Below are 17,731 nucleotides of genomic sequence, written 5' to 3'. Positions count from 1 at the left end.
GCATGACACAGACCGAGCTGTACGTCCCCAAGGGCGGCTCCATCAACGCCCAGTACACGGTGGACATCGACCCCAAGCGGGCCGGCTGGACCCACAGCAGCCTGCGGATCGTCGAGCTGGCACCGGGTGGCACGCACACCTTCACCTCCGGTGACAGCGAGTGGATCGTGCTTCCGCTGGAAGGCGGCTGTACCGTCCACGTGGGTTCCGAGGATTTCCAACTCCTGGGCCGGGAAAGCGTGTTCGCCGGAGTCTCGGACTTCGCGTACGTGCCCCGGGACGCCCAGGCATCGATCGCCTCCGGCGCGGGAGGCCGCTTCGCCCTGGCAGGAGCGAAGTGCGAGCGACGACTCCCCGCCCGCTACGGCCCCGCGCCGGAGGTCCCCGTCGAAGAGCGCGGCAGCGGCACCCAGTTGCGGCATGTGCGCAACTTCGCCTCCGCCGACGCCTTCGACTGCGACAAGCTCATCGCCGTCGAGGTGATCACCCCCGGCGGCAACTGGTCCTCGTACCCGCCGCACAAGCACGACGAGCACCGGCCCGGCGTGGAAGCCGAGTTGGAGGAGATCTACTACTTCGAGATCGACGGCCCGAACGGTTTCGGCTATCAGCGCGTATCTCCCTCCCGTGAGGGCGGTTCCGACGTCCTCGCCGAGGTCCGCTCCGGCGACGCCGTCCTCGTCCCCGACGGATGGCACGGCCCGTCCATCGCCCAGCCCGGCCACGACATGTACTACCTCAACGTCATGGCGGGACCGGGTGAGACGCGGGAGTGGCGGATCTGCTTCCACCCGGACCACACGGAGGGGTACCGATGACCACCCGCCTGACCGTCGCGCAAGCGCTGGTCCGCTTCCTGGCCGCCCAGTACACCGAACGCGACGGTGTACGACGGCGGTTGATCTCCGCGACCTGGGGCATCTTCGGCCACGGCAATGTCGCGGGGCTCGGCCAGGCGCTCGTCGAGTACGGCGACGAGATGCCCTTCCACCAGGGCCGCAACGAGCAGTCCATGGTGCACGCGGCCGTGGGCTACGCGCGTCAGTCGGGCCGCCTGTCCACGCACGCGGTGACGACGTCGATCGGCCCGGGCGCCACCAACCTGGTGACGGGCGCGGCCCTCGCGACCATCAACCACCTGCCGGTCCTGCTCCTGCCCGGCGACATCTTCGCCACCCGGGTGGCCGACCCGGTCCTCCAGCAGCTCGAAGTCCCCTACGCCGGTGACATATCGGTCAACGACTGTCTGCGCCCGGTGTCGAAGTACTTCGACCGCGTCACACGTCCGGAGGCCCTGATACCGGCCGCCCTCCAGGCCGTACGCGTCCTCACCGACCCGGTCGAGACCGGCGCCGTGACCCTCGCGCTGCCCCAGGACGTCCAGGCCGAGGCGTACGACTGGCCGGACGAGTTCTTCGCCGAGCGCACCTGGACCGTACGGCGGCCGGGCGCCGATCCGACCGAACTCGCCGAGGCGGTCCACGCGATCCGCGACGCCCGGCGCCCCCTGGTGGTCGCCGGCGGCGGAGTCCACCACAGCCGCGCCGAGGAGGCCCTCGCCGAGTTCGCGAGCGCCACCGGCATCCCGGTCGCCTCCACCCAGGCCGGCAAGGGCTCCCTGCGCCACGACCACCCCCAGGACGTCGGCGGCATCGGCCACACCGGCACCGCGACGGCCAACGAACTGGCCCGCCAGGCCGACCTGGTGATCGGCGTCGGCACCCGGTACACCGACTTCACGACGGCCTCCGGCACCCTCTTCGCGAGCGACGGCGTCCGCTTCCTCAACCTGAACATCGCGCCCTACGACGGCCACAAGCTCGCCGGTATGCCGCTGGTCGCGGACGCCCGCAGCGGCCTGACGGAGCTCACCGAGGCACTCCGGCTGCACGCCCACCGCGTCCCGGACGTGTACGTCGACGAGTACACGCTCGACAAGGAGCGCTGGGAACAGCGCGTCGACGCCTGCTACGAGGCCGACGAGCCCGACATCAGGCCGACCCAGCCGCAGGTCCTCGGCGCCCTGGACGCCCTCGTCGACGAGTCCGACGTGATCATCAACGCGGCCGGCTCCCTCCCCGGTGACCTGCACAAGCTGTGGCGCGCCCGGTCGAGGGACCAGTACCACCTGGAGTACGGCTACTCCTGCATGGGTTACGAGATCCCGGCCGCGATCGGTGTGAAGATGGCCGCTCCCGACCGCAACGTCTGGGCGCTGGTCGGCGACGGCACGTACCTGATGATGCCGACGGAGATCGTCACGGCCGTACAGGAGGGCATCGCGATCAAGCTCCTCCTGATCCAGAACCACGGCTACGCCTCCATCGGCGGCCTGTCCGAGACGGTCGGCGGCGAGCGCTTCGGTACGGCGTACCGTTACCAGTCCGAAGACGGCACCTACACGGGCGCTCCGCTGCCCGTGGACCTGGCCGCCAACGCGGCCAGCCTCGGTATGCGCGTCCTGCGCGCGAAGACCGTACGGGACCTGCGCGCCGCCCTCGAAGCGGCGCGGACCGCCGACACTCCCACATGTGTCTACGTCGAGACCGAAACGGCCGACACAGTGTCGGGCCCGCCTCCGGCGCAGGCCTGGTGGGATGTACCTGTGGCCGAGACCGCGACGCGCGCGTCCGCGGTGAAGGCCCGTGAGCTGTACGAACGGCACGTCTCAACCCGACGCCGCCATCTGTGAAAAGGAGTACTCGGTCATGACGAAGATCGTCAACCACTGGATCGGCGGCAAGACCGTCGAAGGCGCGTCGGGGAACTACGGGCCGGTCACCGACCCGGCGACCGGCGCGGTCACCACGAAGGTCGCGTTCGCCTCGGTCGACGAGGTCGACGCCGCCGTGGCCGCCGCGAAGGACGCGTTCCAGACCTGGGGCACCTCCTCGCTCGCCAAGCGCACCACGATCCTGTTCCGCTTCCGGGCGCTCCTGGAGGCGAACCGGGACGCGATCGCCGAGCTGATCACCGCCGAGCACGGCAAGGTGCACTCCGACGCGCTCGGCGAGGTCGCGCGCGGCCTGGAGATCGTGGACCTGGCGTGCGGGATCACCGTGCAGCTGAAGGGCGAGCTGTCCACCGAGGTCGCCAGCCGCGTGGACGTGGCCTCGATCCGCCAGCCGCTCGGTGTCGTCGCCGGCATCACACCGTTCAACTTCCCGGCCATGGTGCCGATGTGGATGTTCCCGATCGCCATCGCGACCGGCAACACCTTCGTGCTCAAGCCGTCCGAGAAGGACCCCTCGGCCTCCATCAAGATCGCCGAGCTGCTCGCCGAGGCCGGTCTGCCCGACGGCGTCTTCAACGTCGTGCACGGCGACAAGGTGGCCGTCGACCGTCTCCTGGAGCACCCGGACGTCAAGGCCGTCTCCTTCGTCGGCTCGACCCCGATCGCCCGCTACATCCACACCACCGCCTCCGCCAACGGCAAGCGGGTCCAGGCGCTGGGCGGCGCCAAGAACCACATGCTGGTCCTGCCGGACGCCGACCTGGACGCGGCGGCGGACGCGGCGGTGAGCGCCGCCTACGGTTCGGCCGGCGAGCGCTGCATGGCCATCTCCGCGGTCGTCGCGGTCGGCGCCATCGGCGACAGCCTGGTCGAGAAGATCCGCGAGCGTGCCGAGAAGATCAAGATCGGCCCGGGCAACGACCCGGCCTCCGAGATGGGCCCGCTCATCACGAAGGTGCACCGCGACAAGGTCGCCTCCTACGTCTCCGGCGCGGCGGCCGAGGGCTGCGAGGTCGTCCTGGACGGCACCGGCCACACCGTGGAGGGCTTCGAGGACGGCCACTGGATCGGCATCTCGCTCCTCGACAAGGTCCCCACCACCGCCAAGGCCTACCAGGACGAGATCTTCGGCCCGGTCCTGACCGTGCTGCGCGTCGACACCTACGAGGACGGCCTGGCGCTCATCAACGCCTCACCCTTCGGCAACGGCACCGCGATCTTCACCCGGGACGGCGGCGCCGCCCGCCGCTTCCAGCTGGAGGTCGAGGCCGGCATGGTCGGCGTGAACGTCCCGATCCCGGTCCCCGTCGGCTACCACAGCTTCGGTGGCTGGAAGGACTCGCTCTTCGGCGACCACCACATCTACGGCAACGACGGCACGCACTTCTACACCCGCGGCAAGGTCGTCACCACCCGCTGGCCCGACCCGGCCGACGCCCCCGCCGGCGTGGACCTGGGCTTCCCGCGCAACCACTGAGTCACCCCTGAGGCCGGGCACACGCGTGTGCCCGGCCTCAGCCGTGGTCACTGCCCGCTGGTGGCGTTCTTGAGGACCTCGGTCAGGTCACCGGTCTCGGTGGCCGGCGGGGCCTTCACCACGGCCGTCCTGCCGAACTTCTCGAAGTCCATGGTGACCGTCATGGTGCCCATCCGCTGCTTCAGCCGGACCGGCAGGTCCCCGGCGCCGACCCAGACCTCCATGGTCATCGAGGTCAAGCCGCCGGTGGCCTTGCCCAGGAGCCCGTCCTGGTCGCCGTAGGCCTCCTTGAGCCGGCCCAGCTTCTTCTGGTCGATCTCGGCCCGGTAGTGGGTCGTGCTCTTCCCGTCGACGGTCTCCTTGCCGAGGTTCTCGACGTCGTCGGCGTACTTGAGGCCCTTCATGGACGCCGACGGGCTGCCGTTGTTGCCACTGAGCGCCTTGGCACCGGACTCGCCGAACACGGCGGACCCGTCGATCTTCATCCACTCCTTGCCCTTGAGCGGGCCGGCGGGCTGCGGGTCGACGTCGTAGTAGTAGGCGCCGTCCACGAACAGGACGCGGATCGACGGGTCGGCCGTCAGCGTCTGCATCTGTGCGGCCTTCGTGTCCATCTCGATGTCGTAGGCGTATCCGTCGCCCCACGAGTAGGTGCCGTCCATGGCGATCGGGGTGCCGTTGCCGACGTCCGTCGTCATCCTGACCTCGGCCGAGCCGAGCTGCTCGGTCCGGTCGGTCGCCCGTGCGAGCGCCGCCATGATCGCGTCCGACTTGTCGACGACGTCCGCCGCCTGCTTCACGCCCTCGGAACCGCATGCCGTGACCGCGACCATCGCCGCCGCCGTGAACCCCACCCAGGCAGCGGTGTGATTGAGCTTCATGTGCCCCCCTGTGAATGACCTTTGAGGGGAGACTTTAGCGGCACGTTTTTTCACCCCGACGCTACGGTTCCCGTACCGCCCGAATCGTAGAAGCAGCCACGCAGGACTGTCGTATTCACCATTCAGGACGCTTTCGATCTACGGATTTCGCGGCTGGACACCTATTGACGTGCCGGTTTTCGTCGGGGTTCCATGCAACACCATGACCGACACCCTCCGCCCTGCCGACACCGCCGTCCCAGAGGCGCGGGAGCACGGCCCCGCCAAGCTCAACCGTTCCATCGGCGTGGTCGGCGGCACCCTCCTGACGCTGTCCTGCGTGACCCCGGCCTCCACGCTCTTCGTGGTCGTCCCCGACCTCTTCGGCTCGCTCGGCACCGCCACCGCCCTGACGATCGCCATCGGCTCCCTCCTCTGTATCGCCGTGGCGTTCTGCTACTCGGAGCTGGGCACCCTCATCCCCAGCGCGGGCGGCGAGTACGCCATCGTCTCGACGCTGGCGGGACGACTCGCGGGCTGGCTCGTCTTCGTGCTCTCCCTCCTGGTCGTCATGATCGTCCCGCCGGTGATCGCGATGGGCACCGCGGACTACCTGGCCCCGGTGATCCACCTGAACCCCTCCCTGGCGGGCGCCGCGGTCATGCTCCTGGCCACCCTCGCCGGCCTCCTCGACCTGCGCGCCAACGCCTGGATCACCGGAATCTTCCTGGTCCTGGAGGTGATAGCGGCGGCGATGGTGGCCCTCCTGGGCTTCACGCACGCGGAACGCGGCCCCAGCAGCCTGCTGTCCATGCAGGTGGCGGGCGCGCACGGCGGGACGGACACGGTCACGGCCATGCTGGTCGTCTCCGGCCTCGCGATCGCCCTCTTCGTCACCCAGGGCTTCTCGACGGCCGTCTACCTCTCCGAGGAACTGGAGAACCCCCGCCGCAACGTGGCCCGCACGGTTTTGGCCACCCTCGCCATCTCCACCGTGATCATCCTGGTCCCGGTGGCCGCGATCACCATGGGCGCCTCCGACCTGACCGAACTGACCGGCGGCGACATCAGCGCCATGGTCACGGCCTGGTCCGACTCCGCGGTCGGCACCTTCGTCAGCCTGTGCGTGGCCCTGGCGATCATCAACGCGGGCATCGTCATGGTCATCCAGAACTCCCGCGTCCTCTTCGCCTCGGCGAGGGACCAGGCCTGGCCGGCCCCGGTCAACCACGTCTTCTCGAAGCTCGGCCGCTTCGGCTCCCCCTGGGTCGCCACCCTCGCGGTGGGCATCCCGGGAGCGGCCCTGTGCTTCGTGAACCTGGACACGCTGTACGGCGTCACGGGCGTCTCGGTGACGGGCATGTACCTGCTGGTCGCGATCGCCGCCCTGCTGTCCCGCCGCCCCCACCACAAGCACACCCCGGCCTGGCGCATGCCCCTGTGGCCGGCGATGCCGATCCTCCTGATCGCGGTACTGGCCTACATCCTGACCCAGCAGGAGCCGGAGTACCTGCTGTGGACGGGGGGGATCACGGCGGCGGCGACCCTGTACTGGGCGCTGTACCTCCGCCCCCGAGGGGAAACAAGGTGGCTCGTTTCGATTCCGGAGGACTGATCGCCCCGCAGGGGCGAACAGGGGCGCGGGGAACTGCGCGACCAGCCACGACGGCGCAGCAGACGGCCGAGAGCAGGACCTCCCGAGCTCGTAGCCGTACCGCACCCGCTGTACATGACGAACCCCCCTCCACCCCCAGGATGGCCCGGAGTTCAGCCCTCGGTCGATAAGCCCCCGACAGTTTCACCCCGTACCGTTGACACATGGATCTTCGACGCCTCCGGAGGCCACGGTGGATCGCCGCCGCGGCCTCCGTCGTCGTGCTCGCCGCTGCCGGGACATGGACGGCCGCCGCCTCTGACGACCCGCCCCCGGTGCACCGCACCGACCAGATCATGGCGCTCGACGGCGTCCGCATAGACACCTCTTACTTCACGACGAGCGGCACCGGGAAGCGCCCCGCGGTCCTCCTCGGCCACGGCTTCGGCGGCAGCAAGAGCGACGTCCGCGCGCAGGCGCAGGACCTCGCGAGAGACGGCTACGCGGTCCTCACCTGGTCGGCGAGAGGCTTCGGCAGGTCCACGGGCAAGGTCGGCCTCAACGACCCGAAGGGTGAGGTCGCCGACGTTTCCCGGCTGATCGACTGGCTGGCGAAGCAACCCCAGGTCCAGCTCGACAAGCCCGGCGACCCCAGAGTCGGTGTGGCGGGCGCGAGCTACGGCGGCGCGATCTCCCTTCTTGCCGCCGGCCACGACCGGCGCGTGGACGCGATCGCCCCGTTGATCACGTACTGGAACCTCTCGGACGCCCTCTTCCCGAACGGGGTCCTCAAGAAGCTCTGGGCCGGCATCTTCGTCAACTCCGCGGGCGGCTGCGACAAGTTCGAGCCGCAGATCTGCGCGATGTACCAGCGGGTGGCCCAGTCCGGCGTACCGGACGCGCAGGCCGAGAAGATGCTGGAGGAACGCTCCCCGTCGGCCGTGGCCGAGGACATCAAGGTCCCCACCCTCCTCGTCCAGGGCCAGACGGACTCCCTCTTCCCCCTGAACCAGGCCGATGCCGCCGCCAAGGCGATCCGCGCCAACGGTGCCCCCGTCGACGTCGACTGGATCGCGGGCGGCCATGACGGCGGCGACCTGGAGACGAGCCGTGTCCAGTCCCGCGTGGCCCACTGGTTCGACCGCTACCTCAAGGACGACAGGTCCGCCGACACCGGCCCCGCCTTCCGCGTCACCCGCACCCTCGGCACCGACACCGGCGACGGCGAGACCCGCCTCACCGGCGTCACCGCGGACACCTACCCGGGCCTGGAGAGCGACGGTCGCAAGGTCGCCCTCACCGGCCGCGAACAGGACTTCGACAACCCGGCCGGCGCCAGCCCGCCCGCCGTCTCGGCCCTCCCCGGCCTCGGCGGAGGCGGCCTCTCCCAGCTCTCCTCCCTCGGCGTCGGCGTCTCCCTCGACTTCCCGGGCCAGTACGCCGCCTTCGAGTCGGCCCCCGTCAAGGACGACCTCCAGATCACCGGCTCACCCACGGTCACCGTCCACGTCAAGTCGACGACCGACGACGCCGTCCTCTTCGCCAAGCTGTACGACGTGGGCGCGAACGGTCGGCAGACCCTGCCGTCCCAGCTCGTGGAGCCCCTCAAGGTCGAGGGCGCGAAAGCCGGCAAGGACGTCACGATCACCCTCCCGGCGATCGACCACGCCATCGACGACGGCCACCGCCTCCGTCTGGTCCTCGCCTCCACGGACCTCGGCTACGCCTCCCCGACGGCCCCGGCGACGTACACCGTCTCCCTCAAGAGCGACCTCGAGGTCCCCACGGCCCTCAGCCAGAAGAACACCCAGGCCCCCCTGCCCGCCTGGGTGTGGTGGCTGCCGCTGGCCGGCGCGGTGCTCGCGCTGGTCCTCGTGATGACGGGCCGCCGCCGTACGGCGGCCCCCGCGGCCCCCGAGCCGGAGCTCGCCGAAGTCCCCCTGCAGATAACCGACCTGAGCAAGCGGTACGCCAGGTCCGCCGACCGGTACGCGGTCCGCGACCTCTCCTTCCGCGTCGAGAAGGGCCAGGTCCTCGGCCTGCTCGGCCCGAACGGCGCGGGCAAGACGACCACCCTGCGCATGCTGATGGGCCTGATCAGGCCGGACGGCGGCGAGGTCCGCGTCTTCGGCCACGCGATCGCGCCCGGCGCCCCCGTGCTCTCCCGGGTCGGCGCCTTCGTCGAGGGCGCGGGCTTCCTGCCGCACCTGTCGGGCCGGGAGAACCTGGAGCTGTACTGGCAGGCCACCGGTCGCCCGACCGAGGACGCCCGCATGGACGAGGCGCTGGAGATCGCCGGTCTCGGCGACGCGCTGTCCCGCGCGGTCCGCACCTACTCCCAGGGCATGCGCCAGCGCCTGGCCATCGCCCAGGCCATGCTGGGCCTGCCGGACCTGCTCATCCTCGACGAACCGACCAACGGCCTCGACCCACCGCAGATCCGCGAGATGCGCGAGGTGATGATCCGCTATGCGGCGGCCGGCCGCACGGTCATCGTCTCCAGCCACCTCCTCTCGGAGGTCGAGCAGTCCTGCACCCACCTCGTGGTCATGGACCACGGCAAGCTCGTCCAGGCGGGCCCGGTCGGCGAGATCGTCGGCTCCGGCGACACCCTCCTGGTCGGCACCGCCGCGGAGGTCGAGGAGCCCGTCGTCGAGAAGGTCGCGGCCCTGCCGGGCGTGGCCTCCGCGGTCGGGACCGAGGGCGGTCTCCTCGTACGGCTCGACGCGGACGGCAGTGCGGCCCGCCTGGTCGCCGAACTCGTCCGGCTGGAGGTCCCGGTGGAGTCGGTGGGCCCCCACCGCCGCCTCGAGGACGCCTTCCTCACCCTGATTGGAGACTCCGCATGAGCAGCACGCTGACCGAGCGCGCGGAGGTCGCCGACGGCTACCGCGCGGGCCGTACGCTGCCGATCCGGGTCGAGCTGATACGGCAGCTGAAGCGGCGCCGCACGCTCGTCATGTTCGGCATCCTGATCGCCCTGCCCTTCGTCCTGCTGATCGCCTTCCAAGTGGGCGGCGGACCGGGCTCGGGCAACACCCGGGTCAACCTGATGGACACGGCGACGGTGTCCGGGGCGAACTTCGCCGCGGTGAACCTCTTCGCCTCCGCGGGTTTCCTCCTGGTCGTCCCCGTGGCGCTGTTCTGCGGGGACACGGTCGCCTCGGAGGCCAGCTGGTCCTCCCTGCGCTATCTCCTGGCGGCACCCGTGCCCAGGGCCCGCCTGCTGTGGTCGAAGCTCGTCGTCGGCCTCACCCTCAGCCTGGCCGCGATGCTCCTGCTCCCGCTGATCGCCCTCGCGGTCGGCACGGCGGCGTACGGCTGGGGCCCGCTCCAGCTGCCCACCGGCGGCTCACTGGAACCCGGCACGGCGGCCCAGCGCCTGCTGATCACGGTGGCGTACATCTTCGTCTCCCAACTCGTCACCGCGGCCCTGGCGTTCTGGCTCTCCACCCGCACCGACGCCCCCCTCGGCGCGGTCGGCGGCGCGGTCGGCCTGACCATCGTCGGCAATGTGCTGGACCAGGTGACGGCCCTCGGCGACTGGCGCGACTTCCTCCCCTCGCACTGGCAGTACGCGTGGCTCGACGCCGTACAGCCGACGCTTCGGTGGTCCGACATGATCCAGGGCACCTCGCTGTCGATAACGCTCGCCCTGGTGCTGTTCGCCCTGGCCTTCAGGGGTTTCGCCCGCAAAGACGTGGTCTCCTAGGTCAACGGAAGATCTCCCACCGGTCTCGACGGGCCGTCTCCGTGCCCCCTTCGATACCCATCCGCAACGCTCCGTAGCGCACGCTCCGGCCCCCCGGCCCGTCACAGTCGCAGAAGCCGACGTCAACAGGCCCAGGGGGTACGGACGATGGAGCGACAGCGGACACGACAGGTGATGATCGCCCTCACACTGGCGGGCGGCCTGCTGCTCACCGGTTGCGGCGGGAGCGACGACGGGAGCAAGAGCAGCTCCGACGGAGCGAGGGGCGGCTCGTACGACTCGGGCTTCCCGGCCCCGGACCAGCCCCAGGGCGAACAGGACTCCGGCGAGTCCCGCGACGACTACGTCACCCCGTCCCCCGACTACCTCTCCACCTTCGCCCTCGACGTCGACACCGCCTCCTACGGCTACGCCCGCCGCACCCTCGCCGAGGGCCGCCGCCCCGACCCCTCGACGATCCGCCCCGAGGAGTTCGTCAACAGCTTCCGCCAGGACTACGACCGCCCCCACGGCAACGGCTTCACGGTCACCGTCGACGGCGCCCGCACCGACCGCGACGACTGGTCCCTGGTCCGCGTGGGCCTGGCCACGAGGGGCGCCGCCGAGGACTCCGCGAAGCGCCCGCCCGCCGCTCTCACCTTCGTCATCGACATCTCCGGCTCGATGGCCGAACCCGGTCGCCTCGACCTCGCCCAGCAGTCCCTCGGCACCATGACGGAACGGCTGCGCGACGACGACTCGGTCGCCCTCGTCACCTTCAGCGACCAGGCCGAGACCGTCCTGCCGATGACCCGCCTCGGCGGCCACCGCCCCGAGGTCCACCATGCGATCGAGAACCTGCGGCCCACGTACTCCACCAACCTCGGCGCGGGCGTCGAGACCGGCTACCGGACGGCCGTCGACGGCCTGCGCAAGGGTGCCACCAACCGGGTCGTCCTCATCTCCGACGCCCTCGCCAACGACGGCGACACCAGCCCCGACTCCATCCTCGACCGCATCGACACCGCCCGCCGCGAGCACGGCATCACCCTCTTCGGCGTCGGTGTCGGCAGCGACTACGGCGACGCCCTCATGGAACGCCTCGCGGACAAGGGCGACGGTCACACCGTCTACGTCTCCGGCGCCGACGACGCCGAGAAGGTCTTCTGCGAACAGCTCCCGCAGAACATCGACCTGACCGCCCGTGACGCCAAGGCCCAGGTCGCCTTCGACCCCGAGACCGTCGCCTCCTTCCGCCTCGTCGGCTACGACGACCGCCGCGTCGCCGACGACGACTTCCGCGACGATCGTGTGGACGGCGGCGAGGTCGGCCCCGGCCACACGGTCACCGCGCTCTACGCGGTCCACACCCGCCCGGGCGCCGACGGCCACCTGGCCACCGCGACCGTCCGCTGGCAGGACCCCGACTCCCGTGCCCCGCACGAGAAGTCCGGTGAGCTGGAGACCGGCTCCCTCGACGACTCCGTGTGGAGCGCGAGTCCCCGTTTCCAGGTCACCGCGGTGGCCGCCTACCTCGCCGACGACCTACGCCGGGGCGACGACCGCTGGAGCTCCCTGCCGGGAGCCCCACACCTGAGCGAACTGGCCGACCGGGCGGACACGTTGGCGGACCAGACGGAGGACCGGGCGGTACGGCAGCTCGCCGACACCATCCGGCGGGCGGAGCACCTCGAGTGACCGTCCCGCCGAGCAGCCGGGTGGCCGAAGTGGTGGCTCGTGGGCAGGGCGGCCGGGATCACCCCTGGCGGCCGCCGACGCTCGAACGCGAGCGCCGGTACAGCACCGATCCGGCGGTCAGGAGGGCCAGGCTGGCCACGGACGGTACCCAGGGGCTGTTCGCCCCGGTGTGCGCGAGGGTGGCGGCCGCTTCCTGCTGCACCACGGCGGGGGCCGACCTCGGGGTCGCGTGCGCCTTCGCCGGGTGCGACGGCTGGTGGTGGACCGGCGGCGTGCGCGGCGTGGACGGTACGGACCGGTCCTCAGGCTCGTCGGGGCGGTGGGCCGGTCCGTTGACCGACTCGTTGCCGAAGACGGGATTGGCGATACCCACCAGGTTCGCGCTGTTGCCGCTGAGGTTCACGGGCAGGTCGACCGGAAGCTGGAGGTTGTTGCCGGACACGACACCCGGCGAGTCGTGGGCGCCGCCGACGGCCGTGGCCCCACCCGGCGCCGCGTGCTTCTCGTCGCCCGCGGCCGGGCCGTCCTCGTTGGCGCAGCGGTTGCCCATGGCGGGGTTGAGGAGCCCGACCACGTTCAGGGTGTTCCCGCACACGTTCACCGGCACGTCCACGGGCAACTGGACGTTGTTGCCGGAGAGCACCCCGGGCGAGCCGTCCGCGGAGCCCTCAGCGGTGGAGTCGGCCTGCGCCGGCCCCGCGACTGCCATCGCACCGGAGGCGACAGCGACGGCGATCACACTGTTTCGGATAGCCCGTTTCATGGGTTCCCTGCCCTTCAGACATGTCGCGGGCACTCACCCGCACTCGGTGAAACATGTGCGAAACCATGGAAGTTATGGTTTTTCAGTCATTTGCCCGGAACGAGGTCGTGTGCAGACACCAGTCGGAGCCTGTTCGAGCCGCCTCGTGACCGCGCATGGCCGCCCGCTCCACAGAAAGACCCTCGCCCCGCACCGAGAGTGCCTCGGCGCAGGGGAGGGGCGAAGGCCGCCTGTCGGGCTTCGATTCGGGCTTCGATTCGGTCAGAACGCCCGGCTGTCGCAACCCATGTCTGAACCGAGCTGGTTCTGCTGCGCACCCGGGTTGCCCTCGCCGTTCAGCACGTTGCCTGCCAGGCCGGTGAGTGCTCCGACGCTGCCGAGCACCTCGATGTTCATGTCGTGCGAGCGGCACTCGATGCCCTGAGTGACGTCGATGTCGTGGCCCGGCTCACCGTGTGCCACGGCGCTGCCGGCGCCGAGGGAGCCGACACTGCCGAGGATGGCGCCCACGAGGACTGCCTTGTGGAACGTGCGCATGGGGTACTCCATTTCGAGCGGATGGGGGTCTGCAACAGATCGGGCTGGTACGCGATGGACGCGCTCGGGCGGCCGTTCAGCCGAGTCGGGGAAGCCCCAGTTGACCGACGGGCGGCGCCGCGAGCTGTCCGAGGCCGACCGGAGCCAACTGCGGTGCGCCGGCCGGCGCGATCTGCGGGTTGAGGAGCGGGTTGACCTGCGGGTTGACCTGTGGGTTCACCTGCGGGGTGACACTCGCCGGAGGCTCTGGCGCAAAGGTCTGGGGCACGGCCACCTGCGGGGCGACCTGCGGCATCACCTGCGGCATCACCTGAGGCTGCGGTGCGGGGGCGGGCGCGGGTGCGGCCGGTGCCGGTGCCGGTGCCGGTGCCGGCTGCGCGGCTACGGCCTGTTGCGGGTACGGCGAGGCCGAGGCCTGTGCCGATCCCTGCGACGAGGCGGCGGCGTAGCTGGCCTGCTGCGGTGCGGGCTGGTAGGCGGGTGCCGGGGCGGCCTGCGGAGCCGGCTGGTAGGCGGGCTGTGGGGTCGGCTGCGGCGCGGGCTGGTAGGCGGGTGCCGGGGCGACCTGCGGAGCCGGCTGGTAGGCGGGCTGTGGGGCCTGCTGCGGTGCGGGCTGGTAGGCGGGTGCCGGGGCGACCTGCGGTGCGGGCTGGTAGGCGGGCGCAGGAGCGGCCTGCGCAGCCGGCTGGTAGGCGGGTGCCGGGGCGGCCTGCGCAGCCCCGAGATCGGGAGCCGGCGCCGGCGTGGGACTGCGTTGAGCGATGGGAGAGTCGGCATGGCTGATGCCGGTGCCCATGGCGGACAGACCGCTGGCCGCTGCTACTAGGAGCACGGCCTTGTGAAGCTTGCGCATGAAACTCTCGGCCCTTCATACCTGAAATTAGGGAAGTCCATTGCGTTGAGTGCGGTCACGCGTGCAGTTCGGTGCGCTGCTCCCATATGCACGGTAAGCAGCGGTTGTTCCGAGTGGCACGCGGACTTCGCATCAAAGCCGGCAGCGACTCGCCTCACCCTCTTTCAGGTCCACGACCGCTGCCCTCTCCCCGTTGGAACGATGACGCCTGGCCGTGGTCACGGAACCCCATGGTCCGTCACCCGTTTGCCGCGCTGATGTGTGCGTGTCGCGGCGTCAAGCAAGCTGTTTGCGGCAAACGGGTGACCACGGTCCGGCGCCCGTATCTGCGTCTGTTCTCGTGTCGTTCCCCACGGGGCAAGGACGTTGGTCCATCGCGGCCGCTCAGGGCAGTAGGAACAGCTGCAACTGCGCTGCCGTATCAGCGTTCCCGAGACTTTCGTGCACAGGTCAATGAAGGGCCGAGAATTCCATGCGCAAGTTCCAGCGATTCGCGCTCGTCGTCGCAGCGGCCGGCGGACTGTCCGCCGTCGGGGCGGGACAGAGCTCTGCCGTCACCCCCGCCGCCTTCAACGGGGCTGTGCCGCCTCCCGTTTCACAGCCGGACGCCCAGGCCGCCTCGGCCACGTCCGCTCAGGCGACCACGCAGACCTACGGCTCGCCGGCCCCTCAGCAGTCGGCCCCGCAGCGTGGCACCCAGGTCGCACCGCAGCTCAACCCTCAGCTCAACCCACAGATCAACCCTCAACTCTCCTCCCCGGCCCCGCAGATGGCGCAGAGTGCCGCCGCCGCACCGGCCCAGAACAACCTGTTCCGGCCGTACCAGGAGTGCAGCCCACAGACCGTGCTCGACGCGAACGTCCCGGTCGCCGTGCTCGCCGCCTCCCAGACCCGTGGCGTCGAATGCACCCAGGCCAACAGTCAGTCGAACGCCCTCGCCACCGCGCGCTAGCTCTTCCGCGGGCGGCCGGACATTCCACGCGCTACGACTTCCGGGTGGTTTCGCTTCGCGATCACGAAACCGGCGCGCCTATGACTGCTTTGGGATGCTTTGCCCTAATATTTCGTAACTGTAAGGAGTCGATCTCGCACAGATCGCACCCATTCACTCTCACCGGAGAAGACATGCGCAAGCTTCGCAACGTTGCCGTCCTGGTCGTTGCCCTCGGCAGCATCGGACTCGTGGGCGGCACCGCCCACGCCGGCGGTCAGGGAGGGAAGGAAGGCGAGCACGGGGACAAGTTCAGCATCACGCAGAGCTCCAACTGCCGCTCGCACGACCTGAACCTCGACGTCCTGGGCGAGGTCGGCATCCTCAACGGTCTGCTGGGTAACGGCCTCAACGGCGAGGGCAACCCGGGTGCTCAGGCCACCGACATCGGCTCCACGATGGGCTGCAACAACAGCGCCTTCTAAGGCTCTGCCCGGCGCCCAGGCGCCGAACACCGCAAATGGTCCCGGCGCAGGGCCGGGACCATTTGCGTGCCGCCAGGCCTGCCAGGCGGCGATGGTTCCGGCGCGTCGCCGGAACCTGTCGGCTGTTCCCTTCGGCCTTCATGACCGCACTGATGTCGATCAACTCGGATCGCGTCCACCTCAATTCACCGGAGATGACATGCACAAGCTCCGCACGGCTGCCGTCCTCCTTGCCGCGTTCGGGAGCATCGGCCTCCTTGGAGCCGGCACCGCCCACGCCGACCGCGGTGGAGACAAGGGCGGTGACGCTTTCAACATCCTGCAGACCAGCTCCTGCACGTCGCACGACAGCAACGTCGACATCCTCGGTGAGGTCGGCATTGCCAATGGCCTGGGCGGCAACCTCCTGAACGGTGAGGGCAGCCCGGGTGCCCAGCAGACGTCCCTGGGCTCGAGCATGGGTTGCAGCAACACGGTCGGCAAGTAAGACGCCGCCATTCCCCGGTGCCCCGCATTGTTGACGGGGCGCCGGGGATTTTCGTTTCGTCGCAAGCCTTCCCGGATAACCAAAATGCCGGGCCAGGAATCATCCTGGCCCGGCATTTGTCGTCATGCTCAGAACTCGATGTGCGGCTTCTTGAAATTCGCGGGCAGGGGGGTGTTGTTGGAGCACTCCACGACCGGCCCGACGCTCGCGGACCCACCGTCCAGCATATGGTCCTGCCAGTCCACCACATGCGGCTGGTCTGCCGTCGAGCAGTCCTGCGCCTGGTTGACGATATGCGCGTCGTCCTTGTCGATGTGCGTCTCACTCTTGCGAACGCAGACGGTGTCACCCTGTGCCGTTGTCGCGCAGTTGCCGTCGTCCGCGTAGGCGTACGGGGCGCCGAGGCAGATCGCGGCGAGACTGGTGACGAGCCCCGAGATGGCGGCGATCTTCTGCGAAGTGAACATGTGCGGTATTCCTTTACGACGGAGGCCCGAGCGCACCTGCCATTGACCGGTGTGCGCTCGAGCCCGAGAAGGTCAGAACAGAGAATTCTGCGTCTGGACGTGCTGTCGGCCGCGACGGACGGCAAGACGGCCGCAGCCCGGACGCGTGCCCTGATCGAGCGGCGCGTCCGGGCTGCATGTGCCACGGGGATTCACTCAGCACACCGTTGAACCCGCTGAAGCGGTGCGGGACCGAGACGTTGTGCTCGTGCAATGTGCGTCAGGCTTCCCGAGAGTGTGGGGGTGCCCGTCGTGGCGCTGTGCGGATGGGCTTGCGGCGCGGTTCTTACTCTTCGCCCTGCTCGTAACCCTGCTCGTCCTCGGGGTTCTTGTGCTCCTCCGGCTGAGCCTCGGGCTGCTGCTCCTCCGGCTGGGCCTCCGGCTGGGCCTCGGGCTGCCCCTCGGGCTGACCCTCGGGCTCGCCCTGCGGCTGGGCTTCGGGCTGGCCCTGCGGGACGGTGAAGTAGTCGCCCCCGAAGGCGACGGCGCTGGCCGACGAGTTGGCCACGGCCGAGATCGGCGGAGGCGCCTCGCCGTTGTCGCCGGCGAAACCGACGCCGGCACCGAGGGTGGACAGCCCCGCAATCGCCGCCGCTACGACTGCAGCACGCTGGAACATACGCATGGTTGACCCTTTCTCACCCGGGCAGAACCGCCCGGCTTGGCTACTCGGTGTGAGCATATACACACACTGTGTAGCTATCGAGGATCTAGATTCCCCATGTCGCGTCGTCGGCCTGAGTGGATCGGTGCGGCAGGCCGGTTGTCTCAGGTGCGGTGCCGGTCGCGTCGGGTGGTGTCGCTGCCGAGGGGGTGCAGGTCACCTCGGGGCCCAACCGGGCCCGGCCGTTGCCCAGGGCGGCGGGCACCGTCACGGGCTGTACCGGCGTGCAGGTCTCCTGGTGGGGGATGACGCCGTCCTCGGGAACCACCCCCACGATCCGCTGGGTGCAGGTGAAGCCGCCCAGCAGGTCGCGAGTGCAGGCTCCCGGGCCCGCCGCTGCATGCGCCTGGCCGATGCCGACGCAGGTCATGAGGAGGCCCCCGGTCAACGCCGAAAGGGCCGCGATCTTCCTTCTGTTGAACATCTGATGCGTCGTCCTTCGTAGAGGTGC

General features: G+C 70.0%; 17 protein-coding genes. 10 read left to right on the top strand and 7 right to left on the bottom strand.

Going from position 1 to position 17,731, the window contains the following annotated elements; all coding sequences use genetic code 11:
* Positions 1 to 2 precede the first annotated feature (2 nt).
* From iolB to mmsA, 3 genes are read left to right on the top strand one after another with little or no spacing between them, the layout of a single operon-like run.
* Positions 3 to 818, top strand: coding sequence for a 5-deoxy-glucuronate isomerase (gene iolB / locus ABZT93_RS05060; RefSeq protein ID WP_356099061.1), 816 nt, complete (start codon positions 3 to 5; stop codon positions 816 to 818).
* Complete coding sequence (gene iolD / locus ABZT93_RS05055; protein WP_356099058.1) at positions 815 to 2,692, top strand: 3D-(3,5/4)-trihydroxycyclohexane-1,2-dione acylhydrolase (decyclizing); 1,878 nt, start codon at positions 815 to 817, stop codon at positions 2,690 to 2,692. Before iolB ends, iolD begins: the two co-directional genes overlap by 4 nt.
* Before the next feature lie 16 nt (positions 2,693 to 2,708).
* Positions 2,709 to 4,211, top strand: a complete 1,503-nt coding sequence (gene mmsA, locus ABZT93_RS05050; protein WP_356099055.1) for a CoA-acylating methylmalonate-semialdehyde dehydrogenase — start codon at positions 2,709 to 2,711, stop codon at positions 4,209 to 4,211.
* 47 nt (positions 4,212 to 4,258) lie between these two features.
* On the opposite strand, the gene ABZT93_RS05045 is transcribed toward mmsA, so the two are convergent.
* Positions 4,259 to 5,092, bottom strand: coding sequence for a hypothetical protein (locus ABZT93_RS05045; protein WP_356099053.1), 834 nt, complete (start codon positions 5,090 to 5,092; stop codon positions 4,259 to 4,261).
* 202 nt (positions 5,093 to 5,294) lie between these two features.
* On the opposite strand from ABZT93_RS05045, the gene ABZT93_RS05040 reads away from it, so the two are divergent.
* The 4 genes from ABZT93_RS05040 to ABZT93_RS05025 all read left to right on the top strand — a co-directional run bounded on the left by ABZT93_RS05040 (position 5,295) and on the right by ABZT93_RS05025 (position 12,054).
* A complete protein-coding gene (locus ABZT93_RS05040; RefSeq protein ID WP_356099049.1) occupies positions 5,295 to 6,686 on the top strand; it encodes an APC family permease in 1,392 nt (463 codons plus the stop codon).
* A gap of 203 nt (positions 6,687 to 6,889) precedes the next feature.
* Complete coding sequence (locus ABZT93_RS05035) at positions 6,890 to 9,514, top strand: CocE/NonD family hydrolase (protein ID WP_356099046.1); 2,625 nt, start codon at positions 6,890 to 6,892, stop codon at positions 9,512 to 9,514.
* Positions 9,511 to 10,377, top strand: coding sequence for an ABC transporter permease (locus tag ABZT93_RS05030; protein WP_356099043.1), 867 nt, complete (start codon positions 9,511 to 9,513; stop codon positions 10,375 to 10,377). Before ABZT93_RS05035 ends, ABZT93_RS05030 begins: the two co-directional genes overlap by 4 nt.
* Before the next feature lie 174 nt (positions 10,378 to 10,551).
* Complete coding sequence (locus ABZT93_RS05025) at positions 10,552 to 12,054, top strand: von Willebrand factor type A domain-containing protein (protein ID WP_356099040.1); 1,503 nt, start codon at positions 10,552 to 10,554, stop codon at positions 12,052 to 12,054.
* 58 nt (positions 12,055 to 12,112) lie between these two features.
* On the opposite strand, the gene ABZT93_RS05020 is transcribed toward ABZT93_RS05025, so the two are convergent.
* From ABZT93_RS05020 to ABZT93_RS05010, 3 genes are all read right to left on the bottom strand, one after another.
* A complete protein-coding gene (locus ABZT93_RS05020) occupies positions 12,113 to 12,793 on the bottom strand; it encodes a chaplin (protein WP_356099037.1) in 681 nt (226 codons plus the stop codon).
* Between the two features lie 285 nt (positions 12,794 to 13,078).
* Complete coding sequence (locus tag ABZT93_RS05015; protein ID WP_356099034.1) at positions 13,079 to 13,354, bottom strand: hypothetical protein; 276 nt, start codon at positions 13,352 to 13,354, stop codon at positions 13,079 to 13,081.
* A gap of 76 nt (positions 13,355 to 13,430) precedes the next feature.
* Positions 13,431 to 14,207, bottom strand: a complete 777-nt coding sequence (locus ABZT93_RS05010; RefSeq protein WP_356099032.1) for a hypothetical protein — start codon at positions 14,205 to 14,207, stop codon at positions 13,431 to 13,433.
* Between the two features lie 472 nt (positions 14,208 to 14,679).
* On the opposite strand from ABZT93_RS05010, the gene ABZT93_RS05005 reads away from it, so the two are divergent.
* From ABZT93_RS05005 to ABZT93_RS04995, 3 genes are all read left to right on the top strand, one after another.
* A complete protein-coding gene (locus ABZT93_RS05005) occupies positions 14,680 to 15,159 on the top strand; it encodes a hypothetical protein (protein WP_356099029.1) in 480 nt (159 codons plus the stop codon).
* Positions 15,160 to 15,332: 173 nt separating this feature from the next.
* Positions 15,333 to 15,623, top strand: coding sequence for a hypothetical protein (locus ABZT93_RS05000; protein ID WP_356099026.1), 291 nt, complete (start codon positions 15,333 to 15,335; stop codon positions 15,621 to 15,623).
* A 199-nt stretch (positions 15,624 to 15,822) separates the two neighbouring features.
* Positions 15,823 to 16,110 carry a hypothetical protein gene (locus tag ABZT93_RS04995; RefSeq protein ID WP_356099024.1) on the top strand — a complete coding sequence of 96 codons (288 nt, stop codon included), beginning with the start codon at positions 15,823 to 15,825 and terminating at the stop codon, positions 16,108 to 16,110.
* Between the two features lie 128 nt (positions 16,111 to 16,238).
* Here the strand turns inward: ABZT93_RS04995 and ABZT93_RS04990 are convergent, their stop codons facing one another.
* From ABZT93_RS04990 to ABZT93_RS04980, 3 genes are all read right to left on the bottom strand, one after another.
* Positions 16,239 to 16,577: a hypothetical protein gene (locus ABZT93_RS04990; RefSeq protein WP_356099021.1), complete on the bottom strand. Its 339-nt coding sequence runs from the start codon at positions 16,575 to 16,577 to the stop codon at positions 16,239 to 16,241.
* 325 nt (positions 16,578 to 16,902) lie between these two features.
* Positions 16,903 to 17,241, bottom strand: coding sequence for a hypothetical protein (locus tag ABZT93_RS04985; protein ID WP_356099018.1), 339 nt, complete (start codon positions 17,239 to 17,241; stop codon positions 16,903 to 16,905).
* 85 nt (positions 17,242 to 17,326) lie between these two features.
* The gene (locus ABZT93_RS04980) at positions 17,327 to 17,704 is read right to left on the bottom strand and encodes a hypothetical protein (RefSeq protein ID WP_356099016.1); all 378 of its coding nucleotides are present in this window, start codon (positions 17,702 to 17,704) and stop codon (positions 17,327 to 17,329) included.
* Between the last annotated feature and the right edge of the window lie 27 nt (positions 17,705 to 17,731).

This window comes from Streptomyces sp. NPDC005303 (genome assembly GCF_040607335.1).
Classification (GTDB): Bacteria; Actinomycetota; Actinomycetes; order Streptomycetales; family Streptomycetaceae; genus Streptomyces.
The sequence above is the reverse complement of the archived record's forward strand: the minus strand, read 5'-3'. Positions and strand labels throughout refer to the sequence as shown.

Bases quoted from the DNA above. Each gene is read 5' to 3' on its own strand.
- ABZT93_RS05035 (WP_356099046.1), top strand. From the start codon at position 6,890: ATGGATCTTCGACGCCTCCGGAGGCCACGGTGGATCGCCGCCGCGGCC.
- ABZT93_RS04990 (WP_356099021.1), bottom strand. From the start codon at position 16,577: ATGTTCACTTCGCAGAAGATCGCCGCCATCTCGGGGCTCGTCACCAGT.
- iolB (WP_356099061.1), top strand. From the start codon at position 3: ATGACACAGACCGAGCTGTACGTCCCCAAGGGCGGCTCCATCAACGCC.
- ABZT93_RS04980 (WP_356099016.1), bottom strand. From the start codon at position 17,704: ATGTTCAACAGAAGGAAGATCGCGGCCCTTTCGGCGTTGACCGGGGGC.
- ABZT93_RS05000 (WP_356099026.1), top strand. From the start codon at position 15,333: ATGCGCAAGCTTCGCAACGTTGCCGTCCTGGTCGTTGCCCTCGGCAGC.
- ABZT93_RS05005 (WP_356099029.1), top strand. From the start codon at position 14,680: ATGCGCAAGTTCCAGCGATTCGCGCTCGTCGTCGCAGCGGCCGGCGGA.
- ABZT93_RS05025 (WP_356099040.1), top strand. From the start codon at position 10,552: ATGATCGCCCTCACACTGGCGGGCGGCCTGCTGCTCACCGGTTGCGGC.
- ABZT93_RS05030 (WP_356099043.1), top strand. From the start codon at position 9,511: ATGAGCAGCACGCTGACCGAGCGCGCGGAGGTCGCCGACGGCTACCGC.
- ABZT93_RS04995 (WP_356099024.1), top strand. From the start codon at position 15,823: ATGCACAAGCTCCGCACGGCTGCCGTCCTCCTTGCCGCGTTCGGGAGC.
- ABZT93_RS05010 (WP_356099032.1), bottom strand. From the start codon at position 14,207: ATGCGCAAGCTTCACAAGGCCGTGCTCCTAGTAGCAGCGGCCAGCGGT.
- ABZT93_RS05045 (WP_356099053.1), bottom strand. From the start codon at position 5,092: ATGAAGCTCAATCACACCGCTGCCTGGGTGGGGTTCACGGCGGCGGCG.
- ABZT93_RS05015 (WP_356099034.1), bottom strand. From the start codon at position 13,354: ATGCGCACGTTCCACAAGGCAGTCCTCGTGGGCGCCATCCTCGGCAGT.
- mmsA (WP_356099055.1), top strand. From the start codon at position 2,709: ATGACGAAGATCGTCAACCACTGGATCGGCGGCAAGACCGTCGAAGGC.
- ABZT93_RS05040 (WP_356099049.1), top strand. From the start codon at position 5,295: ATGACCGACACCCTCCGCCCTGCCGACACCGCCGTCCCAGAGGCGCGG.
- iolD (WP_356099058.1), top strand. From the start codon at position 815: ATGACCACCCGCCTGACCGTCGCGCAAGCGCTGGTCCGCTTCCTGGCC.
- ABZT93_RS04985 (WP_356099018.1), bottom strand. From the start codon at position 17,241: ATGCGTATGTTCCAGCGTGCTGCAGTCGTAGCGGCGGCGATTGCGGGG.